At 33.8% G+C, this 25501-nt stretch carries 26 protein-coding genes, 1 tRNA gene and 2 pseudogenes; 6 read left to right on the top strand and 23 right to left on the bottom strand.

Annotation, left to right across the window (positions count from 1 at the left end; all coding sequences use genetic code 11):
* Positions 1-177: 177 nt before the first annotated feature.
* The 13 genes from ACSSV5_RS09500 to ACSSV5_RS09560 form a co-directional block, all read right to left on the bottom strand.
* On the bottom strand, positions 178-1398 hold the full coding sequence (locus tag ACSSV5_RS09500; protein ID WP_454245683.1) for an RsmB/NOP family class I SAM-dependent RNA methyltransferase: 1221 nt from the start codon (positions 1396-1398) through the stop codon (positions 178-180).
* A gap of 45 nt (positions 1399-1443) precedes the next feature.
* Entirely contained in the window at positions 1444-1866 is a 423-nt protein-coding gene (locus ACSSV5_RS09505; RefSeq protein ID WP_454245684.1) for a hypothetical protein, read from the bottom strand.
* Positions 1867-1894: 28 nt separating this feature from the next.
* Positions 1895-2365, bottom strand: a complete 471-nt coding sequence (locus ACSSV5_RS09510) for a hypothetical protein (RefSeq protein WP_454245685.1) — start codon at positions 2363-2365, stop codon at positions 1895-1897.
* Between the two features lie 32 nt (positions 2366-2397).
* Complete coding sequence (locus ACSSV5_RS09515) at positions 2398-2946, bottom strand: RNA polymerase sigma factor (RefSeq protein ID WP_211066725.1); 549 nt, start codon at positions 2944-2946, stop codon at positions 2398-2400.
* A 6-nt stretch (positions 2947-2952) separates the two neighbouring features.
* On the bottom strand, positions 2953-4782 hold the full coding sequence (locus tag ACSSV5_RS09520) for an ABC transporter ATP-binding protein (protein WP_454245686.1): 1830 nt from the start codon (positions 4780-4782) through the stop codon (positions 2953-2955).
* 175 nt (positions 4783-4957) lie between these two features.
* Positions 4958-5773 (bottom strand): enoyl-ACP reductase FabI, encoded by an 816-nt coding sequence (locus ACSSV5_RS09525; RefSeq protein WP_454245687.1) that lies wholly within the window; start codon positions 5771-5773, stop codon positions 4958-4960.
* A gap of 84 nt (positions 5774-5857) precedes the next feature.
* The gene (gene recN, locus ACSSV5_RS09530) at positions 5858-7507 is read right to left on the bottom strand and encodes a DNA repair protein RecN (RefSeq protein ID WP_454245688.1); all 1650 of its coding nucleotides are present in this window, start codon (positions 7505-7507) and stop codon (positions 5858-5860) included.
* A gap of 88 nt (positions 7508-7595) precedes the next feature.
* On the bottom strand, positions 7596-8486 hold the full coding sequence (gene porD / locus ACSSV5_RS09535; RefSeq protein ID WP_454245689.1) for a type IX secretion system protein PorD: 891 nt from the start codon (positions 8484-8486) through the stop codon (positions 7596-7598).
* A complete protein-coding gene (gene coaBC / locus ACSSV5_RS09540; RefSeq protein WP_454245690.1) occupies positions 8479-9693 on the bottom strand; it encodes a bifunctional phosphopantothenoylcysteine decarboxylase/phosphopantothenate--cysteine ligase CoaBC in 1215 nt (404 codons plus the stop codon). The genes porD and coaBC overlap by 8 nt, the downstream gene beginning before the upstream one ends.
* Complete coding sequence (locus ACSSV5_RS09545) at positions 9694-10032, bottom strand: DNA-directed RNA polymerase subunit omega (RefSeq protein ID WP_211066729.1); 339 nt, start codon at positions 10030-10032, stop codon at positions 9694-9696.
* Between the two features lie 7 nt (positions 10033-10039).
* Positions 10040-10873 carry an outer membrane protein assembly factor BamD gene (locus ACSSV5_RS09550; protein WP_454245691.1) on the bottom strand — a complete coding sequence of 278 codons (834 nt, stop codon included), beginning with the start codon at positions 10871-10873 and terminating at the stop codon, positions 10040-10042.
* Between the two features lie 79 nt (positions 10874-10952).
* Positions 10953-11831 (bottom strand): 4-hydroxy-tetrahydrodipicolinate synthase, encoded by an 879-nt coding sequence (gene dapA / locus ACSSV5_RS09555; protein WP_211066872.1) that lies wholly within the window; start codon positions 11829-11831, stop codon positions 10953-10955.
* Positions 11824-12330, bottom strand: a complete 507-nt coding sequence (locus ACSSV5_RS09560; RefSeq protein ID WP_454245692.1) for a DUF6913 domain-containing protein — start codon at positions 12328-12330, stop codon at positions 11824-11826. Before ACSSV5_RS09560 ends, dapA begins: the two co-directional genes overlap by 8 nt.
* A gap of 129 nt (positions 12331-12459) precedes the next feature.
* On the opposite strand from ACSSV5_RS09560, the gene amaB reads away from it, so the two are divergent.
* From amaB to accC, 4 genes are all read left to right on the top strand, one after another.
* Positions 12460-14016: an L-piperidine-6-carboxylate dehydrogenase gene (gene amaB / locus ACSSV5_RS09565; protein ID WP_454245693.1), complete on the top strand. Its 1557-nt coding sequence runs from the start codon at positions 12460-12462 to the stop codon at positions 14014-14016.
* A gap of 192 nt (positions 14017-14208) precedes the next feature.
* Positions 14209-15204, top strand: coding sequence for a beta-ketoacyl-ACP synthase III (locus tag ACSSV5_RS09570; protein WP_454245694.1), 996 nt, complete (start codon positions 14209-14211; stop codon positions 15202-15204).
* 17 nt (positions 15205-15221) lie between these two features.
* Positions 15222-15716: an acetyl-CoA carboxylase biotin carboxyl carrier protein gene (accB, locus tag ACSSV5_RS09575; RefSeq protein WP_454245695.1), complete on the top strand. Its 495-nt coding sequence runs from the start codon at positions 15222-15224 to the stop codon at positions 15714-15716.
* Positions 15717-15764: 48 nt separating this feature from the next.
* Positions 15765-17126, top strand: a complete 1362-nt coding sequence (gene accC / locus ACSSV5_RS09580; RefSeq protein ID WP_454245696.1) for an acetyl-CoA carboxylase biotin carboxylase subunit — start codon at positions 15765-15767, stop codon at positions 17124-17126.
* 22 nt (positions 17127-17148) lie between these two features.
* Here accC and ACSSV5_RS09585 read toward each other — a convergent pair whose 3' ends face one another.
* Positions 17149-18033, bottom strand: a complete 885-nt coding sequence (locus tag ACSSV5_RS09585; RefSeq protein ID WP_454245697.1) for a helix-turn-helix domain-containing protein — start codon at positions 18031-18033, stop codon at positions 17149-17151.
* A gap of 202 nt (positions 18034-18235) precedes the next feature.
* Here ACSSV5_RS09585 and hemA point away from each other — a divergent pair, with 202 nt between their 5' ends.
* Entirely contained in the window at positions 18236-19495 is a 1260-nt protein-coding gene (hemA, locus tag ACSSV5_RS09590; protein ID WP_454245698.1) for a glutamyl-tRNA reductase, read from the top strand.
* Between the two features lie 18 nt (positions 19496-19513).
* Here hemA and ACSSV5_RS09595 read toward each other — a convergent pair whose 3' ends face one another.
* The 9 genes and pseudogenes from ACSSV5_RS09595 to ACSSV5_RS09635 all read right to left on the bottom strand — a co-directional run bounded on the left by ACSSV5_RS09595 (position 19514) and on the right by ACSSV5_RS09635 (position 25086).
* A complete protein-coding gene (locus tag ACSSV5_RS09595; RefSeq protein ID WP_454245699.1) occupies positions 19514-19951 on the bottom strand; it encodes a retropepsin-like aspartic protease in 438 nt (145 codons plus the stop codon).
* A gap of 224 nt (positions 19952-20175) precedes the next feature.
* Positions 20176-20278, bottom strand: a pseudogene (locus ACSSV5_RS09600) (IS200/IS605 family transposase); the annotation flags it as partial.
* Positions 20266-20385: pseudogene (locus tag ACSSV5_RS09605) on the bottom strand (transposase); the annotation flags it as partial. The pseudogenes ACSSV5_RS09605 and ACSSV5_RS09600, both read right to left, overlap by 13 nt.
* Before the next feature lie 62 nt (positions 20386-20447).
* The gene (locus ACSSV5_RS09610; protein WP_454245700.1) at positions 20448-21230 is read right to left on the bottom strand and encodes an enoyl-CoA hydratase/isomerase family protein; all 783 of its coding nucleotides are present in this window, start codon (positions 21228-21230) and stop codon (positions 20448-20450) included.
* A gap of 2 nt (positions 21231-21232) precedes the next feature.
* Positions 21233-22687 (bottom strand): sensor histidine kinase, encoded by a 1455-nt coding sequence (locus ACSSV5_RS09615; protein ID WP_454245701.1) that lies wholly within the window; start codon positions 22685-22687, stop codon positions 21233-21235.
* Between the two features lie 7 nt (positions 22688-22694).
* The gene (locus ACSSV5_RS09620; RefSeq protein ID WP_454245702.1) at positions 22695-23240 is read right to left on the bottom strand and encodes a CopD family protein; all 546 of its coding nucleotides are present in this window, start codon (positions 23238-23240) and stop codon (positions 22695-22697) included.
* 3 nt (positions 23241-23243) lie between these two features.
* Complete coding sequence (locus ACSSV5_RS09625) at positions 23244-23897, bottom strand: CoA transferase subunit B (protein WP_211066740.1); 654 nt, start codon at positions 23895-23897, stop codon at positions 23244-23246.
* Positions 23898-23966: 69 nt separating this feature from the next.
* The gene (locus ACSSV5_RS09630) at positions 23967-24320 is read right to left on the bottom strand and encodes a four helix bundle protein (RefSeq protein ID WP_454245703.1); all 354 of its coding nucleotides are present in this window, start codon (positions 24318-24320) and stop codon (positions 23967-23969) included.
* A gap of 73 nt (positions 24321-24393) precedes the next feature.
* Positions 24394-25086 (bottom strand): CoA transferase subunit A, encoded by a 693-nt coding sequence (locus ACSSV5_RS09635; RefSeq protein ID WP_454245704.1) that lies wholly within the window; start codon positions 25084-25086, stop codon positions 24394-24396.
* 165 nt (positions 25087-25251) lie between these two features.
* Here ACSSV5_RS09635 and ACSSV5_RS09640 point away from each other — a divergent pair.
* Positions 25252-25335: transfer RNA gene (locus tag ACSSV5_RS09640), tRNA-Ser, on the top strand.
* Positions 25336-25501: the final 166 nt, after the last annotated feature.

The following is a 25501-nucleotide window of genomic DNA, read 5'->3' on the forward strand; positions in this document are numbered from 1 at the left end:
AAACCGTGGGTTATGGAGAAAATGCACAATCCTAAGCGTTTCAACGGTTTTAAAAAGTTGGATTGGAGCCATTCTATTTATAACAAATCCGAAATCTATAACTTTAAATTCTGACTTTCTGAGGAAACCCTAAGTCAATTCGTTTTTTTACTAAAATTTATTATATCTCTATTTTTTTTAAGTCGAACTCACGTTATTTAACAATTTTGCCATATAAAATCCATCTTGACCTGTTTTATGGGTTAGAATTGATTGATCTTTAATAAGTTTAAAATTCTGACCTGATTCAGAATTCAAAAACGTTTGAATCTGTTGCGTGTTTTCAGACGGCAAAATAGAACAAGTAGCGTAAACTAATATTCCATTAGATTTTAACATCTTGGAATAAGCTTGGAGTAATTCTTGTTGTGTCTTTTGAACCTTGTCGAGAAATTCTGGTTTCAATTTCCATTTTGCATCAGGATTTCTACGCAAAACCCCAAGACCACTACAAGGTGCATCGATTAGAACAGCATCAGCAGAATTGTGCAATTTTTTAATGACCTTATTATTTTCTATATGTCGTGTTTCAATATTAAATGCTTTAGCACGTCTGGCACGTCTTTTCAATTCAACCAATTTTTTCTTATAAATGTCTAAGGAGATGATTTGACCTTTATTTTGCATAAGAGATGCAATGTGAAGACTTTTGCCACCAGCTCCAGCACAAGCATCGATGACACGCATACCAGGATTTGGATCCAGAAGTTCTGTAACCATTTGAGACGAACTATCTTGCACTTCAAACCAACCTTTTTTGAAAGTATCTGTTTTAAAAACATCAGCTCTTTCTGTAAGTTTAACGGCATCTTTTAAAGCTTTGACAGGTTGAGCATAAATATTTTCGTCTGATAGGCTTTTGATGAGTTGATCTCGGTTTGTAAGCAAACGATTAGCTCTTAAAACAACAGGAGCTGTTTCATTTTGAGCATAAATTTCTTCTTCCCAAAGATTGCCCAGTTCTTTTAAACCTAATTCATCTAACCAATCTGGTATGGAAGCTTTAAATTTTCTAATTTTAGACAGTTCATCAAATCGACCTTTGATGCGTCGCGTTGGCGTATTATGAAACTGTGGCCATTGTGGTAATTTAATACCTTTTAGCGTTGCCCAAACAGCAAACATTCTGAATAAATCTTCTTGCTTATATGGTTGATGTGCATCACCTATTTCGGCATAAAGTCTTTGCCATCTTACAATATCATAAACGGTTTCTGCTATAAAACCGCGGTCTCGTGAACCCCAGCGTTTATCGAGTTTTAAGGTCTTGTGTAGTTGTTTATCGGCATATTCACCTTTGTTAAATATCAATTGTAAACAATCTACAACGGCAAACACTAAATTTCTGTGTAATCGCATTCATTTGTTTTAAGCGACAAAAATAGGCAAAAAAGATTTGGCAATTTACTTAGAATGGTATTGTTTAAGCAACTTACGATTAAAGTCATAATTTGCTTTTTTGAGCTGCATTATTTTTTTAGCAGAAATTACAGTCAACAATTCTTTGATATAATCTTCTCTATATTCGAAGCGTTTTTGATTATAATTCCTATAATTTTCTAATAGTGCTTCAGCTTCTTTTTTTGATAAATTATCTATATTTTTTAAATCTTTTTTGATGGGTTGCCATATCTGTTTCTTAAGATTTTCATAGCGTTCGTTGTGCTTGTTGTAAATAGGCCAAAAGAGTTTTGCTTCTTTTGGGCTTAAGTCTAAACGCTCAGTAATTAAGGCAATTTTATATGATTTAACATCATCATTTTCATCTGTTTGTGCGGACAAATTGATAGATAGCAACAAGCTTAAAAGTAAAATTAAAGTTCTCATCCTATTGATTTTATCATAAATTAAATACTTAGTAATCCATAAGTTGCTCAATGGAACTATCATCCATATTGTTAATTATTTTTGTGTTTTCTAGGCTTACCTCTGATAAATTAATCTCTAAATTTTCATCTTCAAGATATAAATCATAGTCCATCATTATTTCATCTTCAAGATAATTCATGGCTTCATCGCGATTAATTTTACTAAAATCAAGCTGTTGCTGAGGTTGGGATTTAACGATTAAACCTGTCAATAAAGTGCCTAATAAAACAAGTAATACTGCAGCAACTGCAAGGGTTTTTTGAAATTCGTTTAGGCGAATAAGTTTAAATGATTTTGGTAGGTTGACTTCAAAGCTATCAAAATAACTTTCAGGAACTAAAAAACCAGTTTTGGATTGTTGATTTTCAGCCTTTAAAAAATCGATTTCAAAATCTTCAAAATAAGATTTGGGAACTTCAAATCCACTTTTTTTTGATATGTATTTGCTTGACTTCATCTGTATGTTAGACGACTGATTCTCAAAAAGGTTTAATTTGATTTTAGGTATTGCTCTACTTTTTTTGAAGCATGGTGATAATTAGATTTTAAAGCGCTTTCTGAAGTTTGTAATAACTCAGCCATGTCTTGATATTTCATTTCTTCAAAGTATCTGAGTTGAAAAACCTCTTTTTGTTTTTCTGGTAAAGTGCTTATGGCTTTGTGTAGTTTTAACTGAATTTGATCTCCTTCAAAATACACATCGCTTTTTAAATTATCAACAATGTGAGTTTGCAATTCTTCATCGCTAATTTTCAACATCTTAGATCGTTTTTTTAAAAATGTAAGCGATTCATTTTTGGCAATGCGATACATCCAAGAATACAATCGGCTATCGCCTTTAAATTTTTTGATGTTTTTATAAATCTTAATAAAAACGTTTTGTAAAACATCATCGGTATCTTCGTGATTTTTGAGCAAGTAACGGATATGCCAATACAGTTGTTCTTTATACAATTCTACCAATTCTGTAAAAGCAGAATCAGACTGATTTTCAGAACACAATCTTGAAATTAATTCTTTTTCTTCTTCAATATCCATATGTCATTAATCTTGAAAAGATTGCATATCTACCAGTTTTTTATACATTCCTTTTTGAGATAGCAGATCGGCGTGTTTGCCTTGCTCAACAATTTCTCCATCTTGCATCACAATAATTTGATCTGCACTTTGAATGGTTGATAGTCGGTGGGCAATAACCACAGAAGTGCGGTTTTTCATCATATTTTCAAGAGCTTCTTGCACCAATTGTTCACTTTCAGTATCTAAAGCCGATGTAGCTTCGTCAAGAATCATTATTGGCGGATTTTTGAGCACTGCTCTTGCAATAGACAAACGCTGTTTTTGTCCGCCGCTCAACTTGTTACCACTATCGCCAATATTGGTTTGCAAACCTTTGGGTAATTTTATGACAAAATCAAAAGCATTGGCTACTTTTAAGGCATTTTCAATTTCGGCTTCTGTAGCATCGGGTTTTCCGATTTTTAAGTTTTCTTCAACAGTATCGTTAAACAAAATGGAGTCTTGAGTAACTAAGCCCATTAGGTTTCTCAGAGAATTTTGGCTGATATCTTTGATGTTAATGCCATCAATTTTAATCGCACCTTTTTCGATATCATAAAAACGTGTTATCAAGTTGGCAATGGTCGATTTACCACTGCCCGACTGACCAACAAGTGCTAAGGTTTGACCTTTAGGCAACTTGGCTGAAAAGTTTTTGACAACATATTCATCTTCATATTTAAAATATAGATTTTCTATAGAAATTTGGTCATTAAAGTCTGATTTTTGAATGGCATCAGGTTTATCTTTGATATTATTTTCAGTTTCTAAAATTTGTAAAACGCGTTCAGCGGCAGCGTTGCCTTTTTTGACGTTATAAGAAGCTTTTGAAATGCCTTTGGCTGGGGTTAAAATATTGTATGCCAAGCCCATAAACGTGATGAAAGTTGAGCCGTCAAGACTTTCGTCCAGCAAAACCATTTTTCCGCCATACCACAACAATACAGCAATCACAGAAATACCTAAAAATTCAGAAGTAGGTGAAGCTAAATTTTGACGATTGAGTAGCCTATTTGAAAAATCATAAAACTTTTGGGTTGAGTCTGAAAATTTTTTAAAAAATATATGTTCGGCGTTAAAGCCTTTTATGATTTTGAGTCCGCCGAGGGTTTCTTCTAAAATGGACAAAAAGTAACCTTGTTCGGTTTGAACCAAGTCAGATTTTCGTTTTAAAGATTTACCAATTAACGAAATTATAATTCCTGATAATGGTATAAAAATAAACACAAAAACGGTCAACTTAACACTCAAAAAAAGCATCGTGATGATAGTGAATATAATAGTTAAAGGCTCACGTACAATCAATTCTAAAATAGATAAAAACGAGTGTTGAATTTCTAAAACATCACTGGTAATTCTCGCAATAGTATCGCCTTTACGTTTTTCAGAATAGTGAGACAATGGTAATTCTACTGTCTTTTTGTAAAGTGCATTGCGCAAATCTTTGAGCACGCCATTTCTCAAAAATGTGATGAAGTATAAAGCCAAATAGTTGGATATGTTTTTTAAAAAGAATAACACCACCACTAAGGCAATAACCACAAACAAAGACATTGAGGCATCGTCTTGAGCAACGTCTTGAATGTAGTAAGCCATACTGTCTTTAAAATAGTCTTTTAAATTGCTAAGCCCTGTATATTCAGGTTTTTGAGTTAATGCTTTTTGAGTTTCGCCAAACAACACATCCAGCATTGGAATTAAAGCCACAAAAGACAAGGCACTAAAAAGAGCGTAAAAAATATTGGCGATGATATTTCCTACAGCATAAGCCTTGTAAGGTTTAGCAAAGCGAATGATTTTTTTAAAATAATTCATATAATAAAATCAATAAACCTGAGTAGTTTAATTTTCGGCAAAGATACATTTTATTAGGGGATTGAGGTGATAGCTAAATATTGAGACCCTAACCTATGTAAATATCAAAACGTAAATAATTTCAAACTCTGAATAATAAATTCAATAAATTTTTATGATCGTTTTCAATGAAGCCTTATTCCTCCGTAAATTTTTTAATCACCTCTTCACTGACACCCATATTTGAAAATCCACCATCGTTGAATAGGTTTTGTAAAGTTACTCTTTTGGTTAAATCAGAAAATAAAGTGACGGTATAATCTGCACAATCTTGTGCTGTGGCGTTACCGAGTGGTGACATTTTATCAGCATATGCCATAAAACCATCAAAACCTTTTACGCCTTTTCCTGCAGTAGTTGGCGTTGGAGATTGCGAAATAGTGTTGACTCTTACGTTTTTCTTTTTTCCAAAATGATAGCCAAAACTTCTAGCAACAGATTCTAAATAGGCTTTGTTTTCTGCCATATCATTGTAATCTGGAAATACACGATGCGATGCCATATAGGTCAGAGCAACAATGCTTCCCCATTCATTCATCGCATCTTTTTTATATAAAGTTTGCATCACTTTATGAAAAGACATCGCAGACACATCAATTCCTTTGTGTGTCCAATCATAATTTTGGTCGGTGTAATGTTTACCTTTTCTGACGTTGATAGACATGCCAATAGAGTGTAAAACAAAATCAATTTTACCTCCTAAAATCTCTTGAGCTTTGTCTATAAGATGTTCTAAATCTTCTACTTTTGTCGCATCGGCTGGAATAACTTCTGAATCTGTTTTTTCTGCTAAGATGTTAATGCTACCCATTCTCATAGCTATTGGTGCATTAGTCAACACAAATTGACCGCCTTCTTGGTGAACGCGTTCGGCGGTTTTCCAAGCGATAGAATGTTCGTCTAAAGCTCCAAATATGATTCCCTTTTTTCCTTTTAATAAATTATATGACATGATATTGATTTTTGATTTATGATTTATGATTTTAAGAAAATGCTCCTTCTTTTAAATTTATAAAAATCAAATATAAATAAATTATCAATTGAGTAAGCTTTTGGCATGAGCAATTGCTGATGCTGAATTTTCGTCACCACCAAGCATTTGTGATAATTCCTTTATTCTTTCATCTTGATTTAAATTTTTAATATTGGTTTGTGTTTCTGATTTGTCAGTAGTTTTAATTACCTTAAGATGTTGTTTCCCTTTTGAAGCAATTTGAGGTAAATGTGTGATGGATATCACTTGCATATGGCGACTCATATCCAACATAATTTCACCCATTTTAAGGGCTATTTCACCTGACACACCTGTGTCTATTTCATCAAAAATAATACTTGGTAGGTTTTCATAAGTTGCTAAGGTGCTTTTTATAGCGAGCATCATTCGTGACATTTCGCCGCCTGAAGCCACTTTGTGCAAAGCTCTGAGCGGCATGCCTTTGTTGGCTGAAAACAACCATTCTATTTCATCTTTTCCGTATTTATGAAACTCTTCTTTTTCTGTTAGCTGTATATTGATTGAAGCATTTTGCATACCGAGTTGAGCTAAAATTTCGAGTAGTTTTTTTTCTAAAATTTGTGCGGATTTTTTTCGGTTTGAAAGCAAGTTTTGAGATAAACTATTCAGCTTTTCTTCTGTTGCTTTTAATCGAGTTTCGGTAGAAGAAATCTCTTGATCAATATTTGAAAACTCTTGTAATTGTTGTTCAAGTTGATTTTTAATTTCTATGAGTTCTTCGTCTGTTTTGACTTGGTGTTTGTGCAAAAGATGATTGATGCTTTGAAGTTGTTTATCAATGCTTTCTAATTTTTCAGGATTGACTTCAACATTTTCTAAGCTTTGCTCTAACTCAGCAGCTATATCTTCGGTTTCTATCAATATTGATTGTATTCTCTCTTTTAAGTCTTTATAACTTGAAACCGATTGAGTCAAGGTCTGCAAACGTTGATTAACCTTAGTGAGTTGATCAAATACACCATATTCTTCCTGTTGAATAATAGCTATAGATTCTGATAAATAGTTTTGTATATCTTCAGCGTTTTGTAGCTGATGAAATTCATTTTCTAATTCTTCTAAAAGTCCTTCTCGCAAGCTTGATTTTTCCAATTCATCAAACAAAAACTGATTGTAATCTTGTTTTTTTGTAGCGTCTTGTTTTTCTGTTTTTAATTGTTCTAATTTATTTTTTAAAGCATTAAAAGTGTTTAAAGTGTTTTGATATTGGGTTAAGACATTTTCATTTTTTGCGATTTTATCTAAAACCAAGTATTGATAAGACGTATTAGACAAAGATTGCGATTCGTTTTGACTGTGAATATCAATCAAATATGGTTTTAAATCTTGTAAGATTTTTAAATTTACTGGAGTGTCATTAATAAAAGCTCTGGTTTTGTTTTTGGTTATTTCTCTTCTGATGAGACATAATTCGTCATAATCTAAATCAAATTGATGAAACACTGATTTTAGATTAAATTTTGACAAATCAAATTCGGCTTCTATGATGCATTTTTCATTCGTGTCTCTCAAGCTTTCTTTGTCTGCTCTACTACCAAGCAACAAAGACAATGCTCCCAAAAGTATAGACTTACCTGCACCAGTTTCGCCTGTTATGGTTGTAAAAGAGCCTTCAAAGTTGAGTTGAATATCTTTGATTAAGGCGTAATTTTTTATGTAAAGAGACTTGAGCACTTTTTAAAATTATAAAAATTTAGAAACGTAAAGATAAATATTCAATGTAATTTAGACGAAATAAGTTGAATATTATCAACTTCGTTTTTTAATATTTAATTCGTCTCCATTTATTGTTATGCACTGGTGCTATGCGGTAAAGGTATTCTTTGGTTTGAGCAATATCCATTTTGGGACCACCATTTAAAATTTGCTGAATTTCGCCTGCTTTGGTATCAAAAAATAGTCTTAACAAAACCGAATTTGGTCTGGCATCATTGACAGATTTGAGTAAGGCAATGCTTTCTAAAATATTTTCTTTAGCCTTTCTGGTGTCTTTATGCATTAAATCCAGACCATTTATATGATAATCGTAAAAAGCTTGTCTGAAATCTGCAAAGTTTTGAGATAGAATATCATTATTAAGATTAAACCTTGAAAAACCAACACCTGTAGCTTGCCAGCCAGCTCCAGCATTAGATTGTGCTGCATTGACAATTTGTCTTGCAGTTTCGTGATAGCCATTACCACCATTCAATGCAAATGAATCTGCTTCTAAGCCCAATATAGTATAAAGGTAAAAGCTTACCACAGAAGTCAAATTAGACTGAAAATTGTTGACATCGTAAATCAAGGGTTGACTTTCAGTATAGGTGAAATTAAAATCTTCGTCTTTAACGTTGAGTATTGAGGTTTTTATATTTGAGCCAAATACGGGTCTTGAAGCTTGAACTTGAATATTGGCTTGAAAACGGTCAGAGTCGTAATTGTTTACTGTTATAAAAAAGCTACAATCTATTTTTTGCAAGTCTGAATAATTCTCATTAGTAAATGCCGTTTGGTTGATAAATTCTTGAAGTGATTCTTCTAAAATATTAAAGATTCTAAGTCTGGTTTGTCCTGTTTGTCTGGCATCTATAGTAACCGTAGCATTAAATTCTTGAGCATAAGAAATATTTAAGGTTAAAAAAGCAAAAAGTAAAATGAACAGATTACGCATCGGCTTTGTTATTAAATCTTGTATTTAAGATCTCATTAAAAATATCTTTAGCCACTTCAGATTTAGGTTTAACATCAAAACGCTTGATATCGTCTTTTGTTATGATACTTATTTTATTTGTATCATTTTTAAAACCTGCACCTTTATCTTGAAGAGAGTTTAAAACGATAAAATCTAAGTTTTTCTTTTCTAATTTTTGTTTGGCATTTTCAACTTCATCGTTGGTTTCTAAAGCAAAACCAACTAAAAATTGATGCTTTTTTTGTTGACCAAAAGTTTTTAGAATATCAGGATTTTTAACCAAATCAATCCTAAAAGTATCTTCTGTTGTTTTGACTTTTTGATTGTGAAAAGTCTTTGGTTTATAATCTGAAACGGCGGCAGAAGCAATGGCAATATCTACATTATCATAAAACGTCATAGCATTATCAAACATTTCTTGGGCTGTACTAATTTTGATCAACTCTAAGTTTGGATGTGTTAATGTTAAATGTGTTGGTCCCGAAATCAAAATCACTTTTGCACCGAGGTTTAGTGCTGTTTTTGCCATTTCATAACCCATTTTTCCGCTGGAATGGTTTCCTATAAATCTTACAGGATCGATGGGTTCGTAGGTTGGTCCAGCAGTTATCAAAACCTCTTTATTGTAAAGTGGCATTTGTTTTAATAAATGTTGTGAGATAAATTCAACAATGTTTTCAGGTTCAGCCATTCGGCCTTTTCCTTCTAAACCACTTGCCAGTTCGCCTGACTCTGGCTCAATAATAATGTGACCAGAATTTGTGAGTTGACTGAGATTTGTTTTGGTTGTATCGTGTTGATACATCTCCAAATCCATTGCAGGTGCAATATAGACTGGACAATTTGCAGCTAAATAGGTTGTCATCAAAAGGTTATCAGATTTGCCTGTAATCATTTTGGACAACGTATTGGCTGTGGCTGGTGCAATAAGCATAAAATCTGCCCATTCGGCAAGTTTTACGTGGTTGTTCCAGTTTTTTTCGGTATCGGTAAAACTTGATACAACAGGGTTTTTAGATAAGGTTGAAAGCGTTAATGGTGTTACAAATTCTTCAGCTTCAGGTGTCATTATGCATTTAACTTGAGCACCAGCTTTAATAAATAACCTGATCAGGAAAGCTGTTTTGTAAGCTGCTATTCCACCAGTAATGCCTAATAATATATGCTTACCGATTAATGCAGACATCTATAATTCTGTATCGTCTTGTTGAGTATGTCTGAAGTAAATTTTGCCTTTCAACCATTCATCCATAGCGATGGCGTGAGGCTTAGGTAGTCTTTCATAAAATTTAGATACTTCAATCTGTTCTTTATTTTCAAAAACTTCCTCTAGGCTTTCGTTGTGTGTTGCAAATTCTTCTAACTTTTCAACCAACTCTTTTTTTAAATCCATATTGATTTGATTAGAGCGTTTTGCAATAATTGAAATAGCTTCGTAAATATTATTTGTTTTGGCATCGACTTTATTTTTGTCGATTGTGGTTGTGCTGATTTCAGCATCTTGATAATTGAGTTTAGTATTCATAACAAGTTTATTGTTGTTGTGTGTTTTTGGCTTTCAATTCTGTAAGTCTCACTTCGGCATCGTCTGCATATTCTTGAGCTTGTTTGATAAATTCGCCTTCAGGAAAACGAACTTTGTAATCGTCAAAATAGCTTAAAGCTGTTTCTAATCTTTCTTCCATCAAATACTCAAAACTTTTAATAGCCAATAAATAAGCAGATTCAAATTTGTAATAATAGGTTTGTTCTTTAAAAGCAGAGCCAGGATAATTGACTAAATAATTGTCAAAGTCATTTATAGCTGCTTTATATTGGTATGTATGATGATATTGTTTGGCGATTTCGTAAAATTTCTTTTCGAGTTTATATCTAAGTTCTTGTAATTTAGCGTTGGCTTCTACAAAATATTGACCATCAGGATATTCGTTGATATAAATTTGTAATTTATCTATCGCCTTATGGGTATCGGATTGATCTAAGCTATAACGTGGCGACTCGTTGTAATAGCTTTCTGCACTTTTAAACATAGCTTCTTCAACTTTTTGACTTGTTGGAAAAGCTTTTGCAAAACGCTCAAATTTATAGCCAGAAATCAAATAATCACCTACGGAATAATAAGCGTTTGCCGTATTAAATTGAACGATTTCAGCTTGTGGTTTACCTTGCAAACTTGGCAAAACTTGCTCGTATAGTTTAATAGCTTTGGTGAGTTTACTCTTTTTACCATCTTTTAAACCTTGTTCATACAAACGATTTGCTAAATCAAATTTGGGTTTGATTTCTTTTTTCTTTAATACCTTTTGATATTCACTACAAGAGGTCAGTAAAACAAAAGCTGTTAATATGTATATAAATTGTTTCATAAATAATTTGCAAAGCTAAGAATTAAAGCTATAACTAAAAAATAATTAATTTATTACCTCTGTTAAAGTTAACTTACAATTAGTCAAGTTTTTTGATAAAATCTTTCAAACGATTATCCAAATTTTTATCAATATTGACTAAAGGTAATCTTAAATAGTCTTCAGACAAGTTTAGATGCTTCAATACAGATTTAATTCCTGCTGGATTACCTTGTTCAAAAATCATTTCTATAGCAGGTGCAATTTTGTGGTGCAATTTAAACGCCTCTTGACTTTTGCCTTCAAGACCAAGTTTTACCATATCTGAAAACAATTTAGGAAATCCTTGTGCAATGACGGATATCACGCCACTTCCACCACCCAAAACCATAGGCAAGGTTATCATATCATCACCAGAAATCACCAAAAAGTCCTTAGGGGTTTGCTGAATAAACTCATAAGCTTGAACAATATCTCCTGCGGCTTCTTTAATCCCGATAATGTTTTTAAAATTTTTAGCCAATTCAACCACCGTTTCAGGTGCTATGTTAGATGCTGTTCTGCCAGGTACATTATATAAAATAATGGGTTTGGGACTCGCTTTAGCTATGGCTTCAAAATGTGCATAAATACCGTTTTGAGTAGGTTTGTTGTAATATGGCGAAACGGATAATATTGCGTCAAAGTCGGTCAAATCTGTGTTTTTAATTTCATCAACCAAAGCCTGTGTATTATTTGAACCCAAGCCTAACACTAAAGGCAATTGACCTTTGTTAGTCTCTATGATGGTTTTTTTTACAAGTTCTTTTTCTTCTTGATTTAATGTGGCACTTTCTGCCGTGGTTCCCAGAACAACGAAATAATTTATGCCATTTTCAATCTGAAACTGAACCACATCCTCAAGTGCTGATGTATCAACTTTTCCTTGTTCATCAAAAGGCGTAATTAATGCTACTCCTGTTCCTATAAATTTATTGATTTCCATTTACGAGTATTTTGTGATATTTAATAATTTCATCTGCAAACAAATTATAATCTAAAGACTTCAAATTTATACTTAAATTGTAAATATTATCATCATAACATCCAAAAGAAATTTTATAAGCTTGACTTGCTAAGCTAATGGCGTAATGCTTGATTTGAGAAACTGTCTGAGTTGTGTCAATCAATATATCTAAATCACACAAATCTTTATGAAGTGCAGGGTTTTTAATTTTACCAAACAAATCAAAAATCTTATTGTTTAATGCATAACCATTATCAATCTCAATTTTGTTTCCCAAACTAAAAATAGTAAATTGAGTCTGTTCACCAAATGTGTTTTTGAGTTTTTTAATAAAATTAACCTCTGGAAAATTTGAATTTAAACAAAAAAAACCAACACTACTAACAGTAATGGGATAATGTTTTAAGCCAATAGACTTTTTATTGACCGACACATTGTGTTTTATAAAAAAAGTTTTTATATAATTTGTCATCTGTGCCAAAATTAAAAAAGTATATTCATTAACATTCAATTTTTAAAAAATATATTTTAAAGCCTTGAGACGTTTTTTAAATTATTAAATTCGCAATCAAAATAATCAATTTTAAAAAAAAACAAAAAAATGACAACACATATTTCCGATAAATACGGAATTGATAAAGCCTTAAAAGAATTAGATATTCAATTAGAAAATCACGGCACGTCGTTTAACCAAGATTTTTATGGTCATGGAGAAATGATAGCGTCGTATTCACCTGTTGACGGTCAGCTTATTGGCAAAGTAAGTCAAACTACTGCAGAAGATTATGAAAAGGTCATTCAACAAGCCGAAAAAGGATTTAAAGCCTGGCGACAATGGACAGCACCTCAGCGTGGCGATGTGGTGAGACAATTTAACGACGAACTCAGACGGCTTAAAGCATCGCTTGGAAAATTGGTCTCCTATGAAATGGGAAAATCTTATCAAGAAGGTCTTGGCGAAGTTCAAGAAATGATTGATATCTGTGATTTTGCTGTTGGCTTATCAAGACAACTATACGGGTTTACTATGCATAGCGAAAGACCAGGTCATCGTATGTATGAACAATGGCATCCGCTTGGTGTTGTAGGTATTATTTCTGCGTTCAATTTTCCCGTTGCTGTTTGGTCTTGGAACACAGCTTTAGCTTGGGTATGTGGCGATGCCTGTATTTGGAAAGGTTCTGAAAAAACACCATTAACTTCTGTAGCTTGCCAAAAAATAGCAGCTCGGGTTTTTAAAGAAAATAATGTTCCTGATGGGATTTCATCTTTAATTACTGGCGATTATAAAGTCGGTAAACTGATGACAAACGATAAGCGTATTCCGCTTATTTCGGCTACAGGCTCTATAAGAATGGGTAAAATTGTAGCCCAAGATGTAGCTAAACGTCTGGGGAAATCACTTCTGGAACTTGGCGGTAACAATGCCATCATCATCACACCCGATGCTGATATCAAAAATACAGTTATAGGTGCGGTTTTTGGTGCTGTTGGTACTTGTGGACAACGCTGCACTTCTACCAGACGACTTATCATTCACGAATCGGTGTACGATGAAGTGAAAAATGCCATTACAGATGCATACAAACAAATCAAAATCGGAAATCCTTTAGATGAAAATAACCATATGGGACCTTTGATTGATAAAGATTCAGTCAATAACTATCTCAATGCACTTAAAACGGTTAAAAAAGAAGGTGGTAATGTTTTGGTAGAAGGCGGTGTTTTAGAAGGTGAAGGTTACGAAAGTGGTTGCTACGTGAAACCAGCAATTGCCGAAGCTGAAAATCATTTTAAAATTGTTCAAGAAGAAACTTTTGCCCCAATCCTCTACCTCATTAAATACAAAGGTGATTTAAGTGAAGCCATTCAAATCCAAAACGACGTTGTTCAAGGCTTATCTTCAGCAATTATGACAAACAACCTTAGAGAAGCCGAACAGTTTTTATCGGCTCAAGGCTCAGATTGTGGTATAGCCAATGTCAATATTGGAACTTCTGGTGCTGAAATTGGCGGTGCATTTGGTGGCGAAAAAGAAACTGGTGGTGGAAGAGAATCTGGCTCAGATGCTTGGAAAGTTTATATGAGAAGACAAACCAACACCATAAACTATACCTCTGAATTACCATTAGCACAAGGCATAAAATTTGACTTATAATTATTTGATATTTAATATTTTAAACATAAATTTAAAATATTTTGTAATGTTAAATTTAAATAGATGTTAATTAAATATTGTATAAGATTTTTGATATACCCCAAAAATGATTTTACTTTGCATCATATTAAATTTGGTTTTAGCCTCATTTTATTTCAGCCTAGCTGTTATCAAATGACTTAAAAATAACTTATGCAAAAAGTTACCGCTGCCATAACAGCTACGGGTTTTTATGTTCCAGAAGACATTCTTAGCAATAAGGATCTTGAACAAATGGTGGATACTACTGATGAGTGGATAACGACGAGAACTGGCATTAAAGAACGGCGAATTTTAAAAGAAAAAGGTAAAGGCTCTTCTTTTCTCGCCATAAAAGCATGTGAAAACCTTATCGACAAATGTGGTTTAGACCCTAAAGAAATTGACCTACTCATTGTAGCAACCGCCACACCCGATATGCCTGTAGCTTCAACCTCTGCTTATGTTGCAAGCAAAATAGGTGCTACAAATGCATTCTCTTACGACTTGCAAGCCGCTTGTTCAAGTTTTTTATTTGGCATGTCAACTGCTGCAAGTTATATTGAATCGGGTCGTTACAAAAAAATTCTTTTAGTTGGAGCTGATAAAATGTCATCAATAATAGATTATGAAGACAGATCAACTTGTATTATATTTGGCGATGGAGCAGGTTGTGTGCTTTTTGAACCTAACTTTGAAGGCTTAGGTTTGCAAGATGAATATCTGAGAACTGATGGTATCGGCAGAAACTATCTCAAAATAGAAGCTGGCGGATCTATACTACCAGCTGATGAAAATACAGTTGCAAACCGTCAGCACTATGTTTTTCAAGATGGACGAACCGTTTTTAAATTTGCAGTTTCAAACATGGCTGATGTCAGTGCAAAAATTATGGAACGCAATAGCTTATCTTCAGATGATATTGATTGGTTAGTTGCTCATCAAGCCAACAAAAGGATCATCGATGCCACTTCAAAGCGGATGAATATAGTTGAAGACAAAGTATTGATGAATATACACCGTTATGGCAATACAACCTCAGCAACACTACCACTGTTATTAACAGATTATGAACATCGACTCAAAAAAGGAGATAATATTATATTTGCCGCTTTTGGCGGTGGATTTTCATGGGGTGCCATCTATTTAAAATGGGCCTATAATTCCTAAACCTAAATCTAAACACTATGAATTTAAAGCAAATTCAAAATCTTATTAAGTTTGTCGCTAATTCTGGAGCCAGTGAAGTAAAACTGGAAATGGATGATGTAAAAATTACCATTAGAACTGGATCAAGCGACGATAATAAAGAAACTATTGTTCAGCAAATTCCTGTCGGTGCCGTTCAACATCAAACCGCTGCACCTCAACCCGTGCAACAACAAAGCACTCATCAATCAGAAGAAAGTGCAGAATCTAAGGACACCAAAGAAGATGACAATTTGGTTACTATAAAATCGCCAATCATAGGAACCTTTTATAGAAAACCTTCACCAGACAAACCTGTATTTGTAGAAGTTGGAGATACCATCAAAGAAGGCGATGTGCTCTGTACCATAGAAGCTATGAAGCTTTTCAACGAAATTGAAAGTGAAGTTTCAGGTAAAATTGTAAAAGTGTTGGTTGACGATGCCACACCGGTTGAATTTGATCAACCTTTATTCCTCGTTGATCCATCATAAAAGAATTTTCAGCGACTTGTGATTAATGATTTAAATCTATAAAAAGGTATGTTCAAAAAAATACTAATTGCCAATAGAGGTGAAATCGCCTTGCGTATTATCAGAACTTGTAAGGAAATGGGCATCAAAACCGTTGCAGTATATTCTACTGCAGACAAAGAAAGCTTACACGTAAGATTTGCCGATGAAGCCGTTTGCATTGGTCCAGCCGCAAGTAATGAATCTTATTTAAAGATCCCAAATATTATTTCAGCAGCCGAAATCACTAATGCAGATGCAATCCATCCTGGCTACGGATTCTTGTCAGAAAATGCCAACTTTTCTAAAATTTGTAAAGAACACGATATCAAATTCATAGGTGCTTCACCTGAAATGATTTCTAAAATGGGAGACAAAGCCACGGCAAAAGCTACTATGAAAGCTGCTGGCGTGCCTTGTGTTCCTGGATCTGATGGCATTATCAAAGATTTTAAAGATTGCCAAAAAGTTGCTGAAAAAACAGGCTATCCCGTGATGCTTAAAGCTACGGCTGGTGGTGGCGGAAAAGGTATGCGTGCCGTTTGGAAAGAAGATGATTTAGAAAAAGCATGGGAGTCTGCACGCCAAGAATCAAAAGCTGCTTTTGGCAATGACGATATGTATATGGAAAAACTCATCGAAGAACCAAGACATATCGAAATACAAATCGTTGGTGATCAAACAGGCAAAGCTTGTCATCTTTCAGAAAGAGATTGCTCTATACAACGACGACACCAAAAATTGACCGAAGAAACGCCTTCACCTTTTATGACTAAAGCCCTACGTGAAAAAATGGGTAATGCCGCTATTAAAGCTGCTGAATATATTAAATATGAAGGTGCAGGAACCATTGAATTTCTTGTAGATAAACACAAGAATTTCTATTTCATGGAAATGAATACCAGAATTCAAGTTGAACATCCTATTACTGAAGAAGTTGTTGAACATGACTTGATCAAAGAACAAATTAAAGTCGCTGCTGGTATTCCTATCTCGGGTAAAAATTATTTTCCAAGATTACATTCAATAGAATGCAGAATCAACGCCGAAGATCCATATAATAATTTTAGACCTTCACCTGGTAAAATTAATAATCTTCATGCTCCTGGCGGACATGGCGTGAGGCTTGACACACATGTTTATAGTGGTTATGTGATACCGCCAAACTACGACTCTATGGTCGCCAAGCTAATTACTACCGCACAAACTCGTGAAGAAGCTATCAACAAAATGAAAAGAGCACTTGATGAATTTATCGTTGAAGGCGTTAAAACCACTATCCCTTTTCACAGACAATTGATGGATCATCCTGATTATTTAGCAGGAAATTATACCACCAAATTTATGGAAGACTTTGTAATGTCTAAAGAATACGATGACGAAGATGATTGAAAACAAAAACTTTTAGAAAACATTAAACTTTAGACTGCAAATACTTCTTTGGTGTTGTTCCAAATTTTTTCTTAAACGCCGTTATAAAATGACTGGCTGTGCTGTAACCTAAAGTCAAACCTATTTCGTTGACGTTCTTATTTCCTTTTTCTAAGAGCTTTCTGGCATATTCCATTTTATGATCGAGTATGTAGGCATAAACCGTATTTCCGTATATTTCTTTAAAACCTTCCTTGAGCTTTTTAAGACCCAAATCTACTTCAGCTGACAACTCTTGCAAACTCGGTGGGTTGGCCATGTGCTGAATGACAATTTCTTTAGCCATTTTGATCTTTCTCACATTATCTTCATCAATCAAAAAAGGACATTGTTCGATATCAGCAGCTTCTGGTTTATTAAAAAACAAGCCTAAAAGTTCGTAAACCTTTGCCTTGAGATAAATATGCTCTACCGATGGGTGCAAATTAAAATTGAGAATCTGACTCAAAACTACCGCCATAGATGCTGAAATTTGGTCTTCAGTATAATATTTTTTATCGCGATTGTCTTCGGTCAAAAAATCAATATAATGCGTTGAAGCACTAAATAGTTCGTGTAGTTTTTTTAGAGAAATAAATGCCGAAACTCCTGACGATTTGGGATAAAGTTTAAGATTTACAGGAAGCTTTTGATTGGGGTTATACAACAGCAAACTCTTATCTTCTTTGACATTTAAATTGTATTGACCATCGTTGAAACCAAACGAAATATTCCCTTTCAAACAAAAATGAAATTGAATAAAACTTTCATCTATGGGATATTCAAATTCAGCATGATCATCAGATGGGTTTTGCAACCTGACTATAATTATATTCGGCTCAATCTCAAAAACAGCTTCTGAACCGATAGCGTTATTTTTTAAATTCATTATGATTAGTTTTATTTATTTTTATTTAGAATTAATCTAAACAAATGCTTCATAAAAGCTTTTAACACTGTAAAAATACAATTTTGAATTGATATTTATCAGTTTTTACAAAAATTAGCATAAAACGATAAAAATAGAACTTATAGCGTTATTTTTAAAAAAACTAATGACTTAATTTTGTGGAGCATTTTATGTTTGATAAATGATAGAATACAAAGTTTCAAAATTTCCACACTTCTGTGTAATTGGGCTCAGCTATGAAAAGGCAGATGCAAAAACCAGAGGATTATTTAGTCTGAACCAAAGTCAAAAATCGGCTTTACTTCAGGAGGCTAAATCTCAAGGCTTAGACAGTATAATGGTGGTATCGACTTGTAACCGAACAGAAATATATGGCTTTGCAGAAAATTTAGAAACTTTTATCAATTTACTTTGCAAATATTCAAATGGAGATAAACCTACATTTCAAAAAGTCGGTTACACATATACTAATGACAAGGCTATAAACCATCTTTATAAAGTTGCTGCAGGTTTAGATAGTCAAATTTTAGGGGATTTTGAAATTATCAGTCAAATCAAATCTTCATTCAATCTTTCAAAAAAGAAACAAATCAGCAATGCTTTTTTAGAACGATTGGTCAACTCACTCGTTCAAACCAGTCGAAAAATAAAAAATCAAACCCAAATTTCTTCTGGCATCACATCTGTTTCTTTTGCTTCCGTGCAATACATTTTAGATACTGTTGATCACATTTCTTCTAAAAACATATTGCTTTTCGGAACTGGCAAAATTGGTAGAAACACCTGCGAAAACTTGGTTAAACATACCCAAAACAAAAACATTACTCTGGTTAACCGAACCAAAAATAAAGCAGAAAAAATCGCAGGAAAATTCAACATCAACGTTAAAGATTTCTCTGAACTTCAAGCTGAAATCAGACAAACCGATGTGCTTATTGTTGCTACAGGTGCACAACAACCTACCATCACTAAGGAATTGATTTATCCTAAAAAAGAATTGCTTATTTTAGATTTGTCTATTCCGAAAAACGTTGCCGATGATGTTGCTGATTTACACAATGTTAGTCTTTTGCATTTAGATTATCTCTCACGAATGACCGACGAAACTTTAGAGCGAAGAAAACAATGCATCCCAAAGGCTAAAGCTATTATTGAAGAGCAGAAAAAAGATTTTTACGAGTGGTTGCACACCAGAAAATTTGCACCAACCCTTCAAGCTATCAAATCTAAATTACAAACCTTAGCCGAAAACGAAATCGACTATCAATCTAAAAAAATTGAAGGTTTTGACACCAAACAAGCCGAAATCTTGCAAGAACGTATGATTCATAAAATTACGCGACAATTTGCCAGTCATCTCCGCTATGCTAACGGCACTACCGAAGAAGGTATCTCTTGGTTAGAAAAAATGTTTGATTTGGAAAAAGAATCTGCTGACTAATACTTCAAAACCACTACTCTATTTCAAATACAAAGCTTTCTGCTTATAGTCAATTACAGCTTTGCCAAGTTTTAAAATATCAGCTCCAATAATGCCATCAACTTCAGTTGCTTTATGATTGAGAAGTGCTTCATTGACGTGACTCAAATCAAAAACCACAATATCGGCATCGGGTTCCTGCCATTCGCCAAGGCGTAATTCATTATTTTCAGACACTTTGGTCAACATGTTGATCGCTCCTGCTCCAGCTGCTTTGACTTCGCTTTCCCGTGCAAAAAGCTTAAAATGTTTAATCCGACTAAAATCTACACAAGAGCTTGACGCTCCAGTATCTAAGATAAATCGACCTTCAACACCATTTATAAAAGCTTTCACTTCAAAATGATCCGTTTCTGTATATCGTAACTTCACACGTCGAAACCCCTTTTTCAGCATAAATTCTCGTAATGATGCCATTTGTTTTTTGTGCAAATATACGTTACAATAAAAATATAAAACCTTAGACTATTGTTTAAATCTCTCTAATTTGGGCGTTCCAATTCCTCTACTGACGCTGTCGGTCAGTATGCGGGATTTCCACTGCAATCCCTAACGCAAAAACACACGTGAGCTGATTGTGGTTGACCATTAATATGACGCACCTATTGGGTTAGTTTTTTAGTTTTCTGTCAAATAACATATTACTCTTCATAATCTACCTCATTTGTTTTTAAAAACTCTATATACTCTTCCTTAAAGCTCTTTTTTTTGATGATGTTTCTCTTGATTTTTGATATAATTCCTATGATGTATTTATATGATTCATCTTTCCATTCTTTGTGTATGAGATTTTGTCTGTATTTCACCGTAAACACCACGTGAAAATATAATTGTGAATAGGTGTTAGCTATAAACATTAATTTAAATATGTCAATCCTAAAGGAGCTCAACTGTTATTTCGATTTATTCTGTATTATTGGCCTGGAAAATTAGGCTTGCGTTTATTTAAAAAAGCTTGTGTGCCTTCTTTAAAATCTTCAGTGCCAAAAGCTTCACCAAAGGCTTTTATTTCTGCTGCATAACCGTCTTGATTATAAGAAAAACCAGCATTTACAGCCTGAATAGCAGCTTTGATAGCTACCATAGAATTTTTACAGATTTTACTTGCTAATTTTTGAGTTTCTTCTAATAAATCTTCGGGTTCAAACACGTGATTGACTAACCCAAGACGATAGGCTTCATCAGCATTTATCATCCCAGCCGTCATAATCATTTCCATAGCTTTGCCTTTGCCGACGAGTTGTGGCAAACGCTGTGTGCCACCGTAACCTGGAATAACACCAAGCGATGTTTCTGGCAAGCCCATTTTAGCATTAGTCGAAGCCGTTCTGAAATGAGAGGCCATCGCTAATTCTAATCCACCACCTAAGGCAAATCCATTGACTGCAGCTATAATTGGTTTAGAAAAATTTTCTATAAAATTAAATAACGTGTCTTGTCCATTAGCCGCTAATTCTTGACCTTCTTCAACCGAATAATCAGCAAATTCAGCGATATCAGCACCAGCCACAAAAGCTTTTTCTCCAGTTCCGGTGAGTATCACTACGGCAATTTCATCATCATCTTTAATTTCAGTCAAAGCTTCGTGGAGCTCTTGTATAGTTTCACGGTTTAATGCATTGAGTTTTTTTGGTCGGTTAATCCTTAAAATTGCTATTTTATCTTCGTGATTCAATGTGATGTTTTGGTAACTCATATCTATTTAGTTTTAGGTAATGTAATTATAAATGTTGTAAAGGTATTTAATTTAGATTCAACTTCTATCTTACCCTTATGGGTATTGATGATTTTTTTCACCATACTTAAGCCTAAGCCCATTCCAGCGTTTTTGGTTGTAAACTGTGGTTCAAAAATACGATTGATAATGTCTTGTGAAATACCTACGCCATTATCACTCACTTTGATAATGGCATTGTTTGTTGTTTCTTTGACTTCTATTTTAATTTCTGCATCATAAATATCTTCTGTAGCTTGCATCGCATTTTTTATCAAATTAGTCATAATCCTAATGAGCTGTGTTTTATCGATTTGAACAAAAATGGGGTTTGAAGATGGATTAAAACTGATGTTTTCACCTTTAAAAATATCTAAAGACAATTTTAAAACTTCATTGATTTCGATGATTTGATTTTCATTGGCTGGCATTTTAGCAAAATCTGAAAAGGCTGTTGCAATAGTGCTTAAAGTATCAATTTGATGAATCATAGTATTGGCAAACTCATCAACTTCAGCTTTTGAAATGTTCTTGTTTCTAAACTGATGTTGAAAACTTTGCACGGACAAACGCATAGGTGTGAGCGGATTTTTGATTTCGTGTGCCACTTGTCTGGCCATGAGTTGCCAAGCTTCTTCGCGTTCTGTTTGAGCCAGTTTTTGTGCACTCACTTCCAATTCATCTATCATTTCATTGTATGCCGTGATTAAAGGTCTAAGCTCGCTACCTGCTTTTTTTAAACTTATTTTAGGATTAGGTTTATCAAAACTTGTGGATTTTATTTTTTGACTGATTTGCCTTAAAGACTTAATGATATATTTAGACAAAAACAAAGCCAGCAAAACGGCTGCTATTAAAATTATGAAATTTACGGTGTATAATAAGTTTAAAAATTCTCCAAGCTCTCGTTGTAAAAACTCATCATCTTCAACATAAGCTAAATTTAAAATTCCAATGGGTTTAAAATAATTATCCAACAAATACGAATAAGACGATTTGTAGTTTTGATTGTTTTCTGTAAAATTTTTGACATATTTTTTGCTTGAAGAATTGGCTATGCTGTCAAGGATTTCATCTTTTATTTTTGTTTCAGTGCTGTCTTTATAAAAACTGGCTTTAGACGATTTGAGAAGGTTGCCTTTTAAATCATAAATGTTAACTGTGGTTTGATGAATATCTTGAATTTCATAAATTTTGTCTTTAAAAATTAAAGGGAGTTTATCCGTTTTGACAGGATATGTAGTGGTTCGTTTTATGTATTCTATATGAGAACGAATGGCATTTTCTTTTCGCTCAAGTTTATCTTGATGTAGTTTTTCGGCTTCATTTTTATAGTGATATGACGTTACAATTACAAGTAAGCTCGCAGCCAAAATCACCAGAGCAATCATAGACAAAAATATCCGAAGTTGAAGTGAATGCCGAAGTGAAAATTTCATGTTGAGTTTAATCTTTGCCCTTTTTAAGGCGATAGTTTTTATAGGCTTTGATGCCAATCATCAACAGTAAGCCAAGGGCGATTAACCCAAATATACCAAAAACCCAGCCAATACTTGTTTTGAGCACAGCCAAAAATACTACAGCAAACAAAACCACAGTGGCAACTTCATTCCAAATACGCATTTTTGAAGATGACCAGGTTAGTTTGTTTTGTTTCATTTGTATATATAACTGATGGTTTTTTAAATGATAAAGCCATAAAATAATGATAAAAAGCAGTTTGATGTGCATCCAACCCAAAGCTAAAAGTGACGGGTTTAAAACCAATAACCAAACGCCAAAAATCAGTGTAATAACTGCTGATGGCCATGTGATCATGTACCACAGACGTTTAGCCATAGATTGTAATTGAGAGCTCAAAATATCTCGCTCTACTTTTGGTTTGTTTTGAGCTTCGATATAGTAAATAAATAACCGCGGAATGTAAAACAAGCCAGCAAACCATGTTACTACAAATATGATATGCAAAGCTTTTATATAAAGATAGGTCATGGTTTATAGTTTCATTTCAGGAATATCACCTTCAATAATTAAATCTCCTTCGGTAGCTGATTTAATTTCCTCTACAGAGACGCCTGGTGCACGTTCCAATAACCTGAAGCTACCATCTACAATATCTAAAACGGCAAGATTTGTTACAATTTTGGTCACACATTTCACACCTGTTATTGGTAATGAACAAGATTTTAGTAATTTAGATTTTCCTGCCTTGTTGGTATGCATCATTGCTACAATAATGTTTTTAGCCGAACCGACTAAATCCATGGCTCCGCCCATGCCTTTGACCATTTTACCTGGAATTTTCCAATTAGCAATATCACCATTTTGAGCCACTTCCATTGCACCAAGAATGGTTAAATCGACATGCTGTCCACGTATCATTCCAAAACTCATCGCCGAATCAAAAAAACAGGCTCCTGGTAGAGCTGTTATGGTTTGTTTACCTGCATTGATCAAATCAGCATCTTCTTGACCTGCGTGTGGAAAAGGTCCCATACCGAGAATACCGTTTTCACTTTGAAATTCTACTTCTATATCGTCTCTTACAAAATTGGCGACTAAAGTCGGGATACCTATACCGAGATTGACGTAGTAACCATTTTGAACTTCCTGTGCGATGCGTTTTGCGATTCCGTTTTTATCTAACATAATTTTCTAATATAATAATTTAAAAATGTATCATTTAAACAATGAATAAACTTTAATAGTTCTGAATAGCTATTTATTTTTGATTGAGTTTTTATTCGTACTAAGTATTTTATATATAATCAACCCCAACTCGTTTACTTTTTCAGTCAGGTTTAATTTGTCATTAGGATATGATTTTGATTTGCTACAAAGTATAAGCCAATATTTGGTTTCTTCTAATTCATTTGTAGCAATTTTTATTTGATGCATAAAATCTATTTTACTTTCAGCATTTTGAGCTTCGCGAACACTAGTACCTATACTTGTGCCTACTTTCAATAATTGTTTAGATATAACATACTTCCTTTTTTCTTCAAGTATTTCGCAATATTCTATGATTAATAAAGCAAATTCAATTGATTTTTCTTTAGCTGTATTTTTCATAGCATAGAGTTTAAAAATTATCAAGTTTTAGAATTGATATATTGTTACATTAAACAAATATTACATTGATTAATTACCTCACCGTTCGTTGTTCAATCCGTTTTTCATAATTTTTCCCTTCAAAAATACGTTGCACAAAAATGCCTGGAATGTGGATAAAGTTGGGGTCGAGTTCGCCTGGTTTAACGAGTTCTTCAACTTCAACGACTGTGATTTTGGCAGCTCCACACATATTGGCATTGAAATTTCTAGCTGTGCCTTTAAAAATTAAATTTCCAGCTTCATCGCCTTTCCAAGCTTTAATAAAAGCAAAATCTGCTTTAAAAGCTTTTTCGAGAATGTGAGGTTTGCCATCAAAATCTCTTACTTCTTTACCTTCAGCAACTTCGGTGCCATAGCCTGCTGGCGTATAAAAAGCTGGAATACCGTGTTGTGCAGCACGGCAACGCTCTGCTAAAGTGCCTTGAGGAATGAGTTCGACATCTAAGTCGCCATTGAGCATTTGGCGTTCAAATTCTGCATTTTCACCTACATAAGAGGAAATCATTTTTTTGATTTGCTTATTTTTTAATAATAAACCTAAACCAAAATCATCAACACCCGCATTATTAGAGATGCAAGTCACCCCTTTTACTTTTCGGTTGACGAGTTCTGAGATGCTATTTTCAGGAATACCACACAAACCAAAGCCACCGAGCATAAAGGTCATATCATCGGAAACACCTTCTAAAGCCTGTTTGACATTTTGAACAACTTTATTAATCATAAGTTTAGTTTTTGGTTGACTAAAATACAAATTTTAAAAGTTGAAAGTTACTAATAGTTCTTCTTTTTTGAAATAAAGTAAACAAAAAAGTGATGTATTGTTTGGTAAATGTTTAAAGTCAATTTATATTTGCACCCGCTTAAGAAAAAACGTTCTAAAAACATTGGAGAGGTGGCAGAGTGGTAATGCAGCAGATTGCTAATCTGTCGACGGTCAAACGTCGCCAGGGTTCGAGTCCCTGTCTCTCCGCAAGGCATTTTAATTTGACTTAGCGATATCAATCAAATAAAACCACTCGGGGTGTAGTCTTTCTTCCGAAGCTTCGGAATCAGGATAAACTCCGCTCGGTCATCGCGTCCCGCCCATGCGGGAAGGTCGCAAGAGTTCAGAACAACTCTTTAAAATGTTCAAAAAA

It is taken from the genome of Psychroflexus sp. MBR-150, from assembly GCF_053628795.1.

What these genes read in the sequence shown, in the direction of transcription:
- ACSSV5_RS09620 (WP_454245702.1), bottom strand. Translation starts at nt 23,240, where the DNA reads ATGACCTATCTTTATATAAAAGCTTTGCATATCATATTTGTAGTAACA.
- ACSSV5_RS09545 (WP_211066729.1), bottom strand. Translation starts at nt 10,032, where the DNA reads ATGAATACTAAACTCAATTATCAAGATGCTGAAATCAGCACAACCACA.
- ACSSV5_RS09595 (WP_454245699.1), bottom strand. Translation starts at nt 19,951, where the DNA reads ATGGCATCATTACGAGAATTTATGCTGAAAAAGGGGTTTCGACGTGTG.
- ACSSV5_RS09570 (WP_454245694.1), top strand. Translation starts at nt 14,209, where the DNA reads ATGCAAAAAGTTACCGCTGCCATAACAGCTACGGGTTTTTATGTTCCA.
- ACSSV5_RS09500 (WP_454245683.1), bottom strand. Translation starts at nt 1,398, where the DNA reads ATGCGATTACACAGAAATTTAGTGTTTGCCGTTGTAGATTGTTTACAA.
- ACSSV5_RS09515 (WP_211066725.1), bottom strand. Translation starts at nt 2,946, where the DNA reads ATGGATATTGAAGAAGAAAAAGAATTAATTTCAAGATTGTGTTCTGAA.
- hemA (WP_454245698.1), top strand. Translation starts at nt 18,236, where the DNA reads ATGATAGAATACAAAGTTTCAAAATTTCCACACTTCTGTGTAATTGGG.
- ACSSV5_RS09630 (WP_454245703.1), bottom strand. Translation starts at nt 24,320, where the DNA reads ATGAAAAATACAGCTAAAGAAAAATCAATTGAATTTGCTTTATTAATC.
- ACSSV5_RS09520 (WP_454245686.1), bottom strand. Translation starts at nt 4,782, where the DNA reads ATGAATTATTTTAAAAAAATCATTCGCTTTGCTAAACCTTACAAGGCT.
- ACSSV5_RS09610 (WP_454245700.1), bottom strand. Translation starts at nt 21,230, where the DNA reads ATGAGTTACCAAAACATCACATTGAATCACGAAGATAAAATAGCAATT.
- porD (WP_454245689.1), bottom strand. Translation starts at nt 8,486, where the DNA reads ATGCGTAATCTGTTCATTTTACTTTTTGCTTTTTTAACCTTAAATATT.
- amaB (WP_454245693.1), top strand. Translation starts at nt 12,460, where the DNA reads ATGACAACACATATTTCCGATAAATACGGAATTGATAAAGCCTTAAAA.
- ACSSV5_RS09550 (WP_454245691.1), bottom strand. Translation starts at nt 10,873, where the DNA reads ATGAAACAATTTATATACATATTAACAGCTTTTGTTTTACTGACCTCT.
- accB (WP_454245695.1), top strand. Translation starts at nt 15,222, where the DNA reads ATGAATTTAAAGCAAATTCAAAATCTTATTAAGTTTGTCGCTAATTCT.
- accC (WP_454245696.1), top strand. Translation starts at nt 15,765, where the DNA reads ATGTTCAAAAAAATACTAATTGCCAATAGAGGTGAAATCGCCTTGCGT.
- ACSSV5_RS09585 (WP_454245697.1), bottom strand. Translation starts at nt 18,033, where the DNA reads ATGAATTTAAAAAATAACGCTATCGGTTCAGAAGCTGTTTTTGAGATT.
- ACSSV5_RS09510 (WP_454245685.1), bottom strand. Translation starts at nt 2,365, where the DNA reads ATGAAGTCAAGCAAATACATATCAAAAAAAAGTGGATTTGAAGTTCCC.
- ACSSV5_RS09505 (WP_454245684.1), bottom strand. Translation starts at nt 1,866, where the DNA reads ATGAGAACTTTAATTTTACTTTTAAGCTTGTTGCTATCTATCAATTTG.
- ACSSV5_RS09525 (WP_454245687.1), bottom strand. Translation starts at nt 5,773, where the DNA reads ATGTCATATAATTTATTAAAAGGAAAAAAGGGAATCATATTTGGAGCT.
- ACSSV5_RS09615 (WP_454245701.1), bottom strand. Translation starts at nt 22,687, where the DNA reads ATGAAATTTTCACTTCGGCATTCACTTCAACTTCGGATATTTTTGTCT.
- ACSSV5_RS09560 (WP_454245692.1), bottom strand. Translation starts at nt 12,330, where the DNA reads ATGACAAATTATATAAAAACTTTTTTTATAAAACACAATGTGTCGGTC.
- ACSSV5_RS09625 (WP_211066740.1), bottom strand. Translation starts at nt 23,897, where the DNA reads ATGTTAGATAAAAACGGAATCGCAAAACGCATCGCACAGGAAGTTCAA.
- coaBC (WP_454245690.1), bottom strand. Translation starts at nt 9,693, where the DNA reads ATGTCTGCATTAATCGGTAAGCATATATTATTAGGCATTACTGGTGGA.
- ACSSV5_RS09635 (WP_454245704.1), bottom strand. Translation starts at nt 25,086, where the DNA reads ATGATTAATAAAGTTGTTCAAAATGTCAAACAGGCTTTAGAAGGTGTT.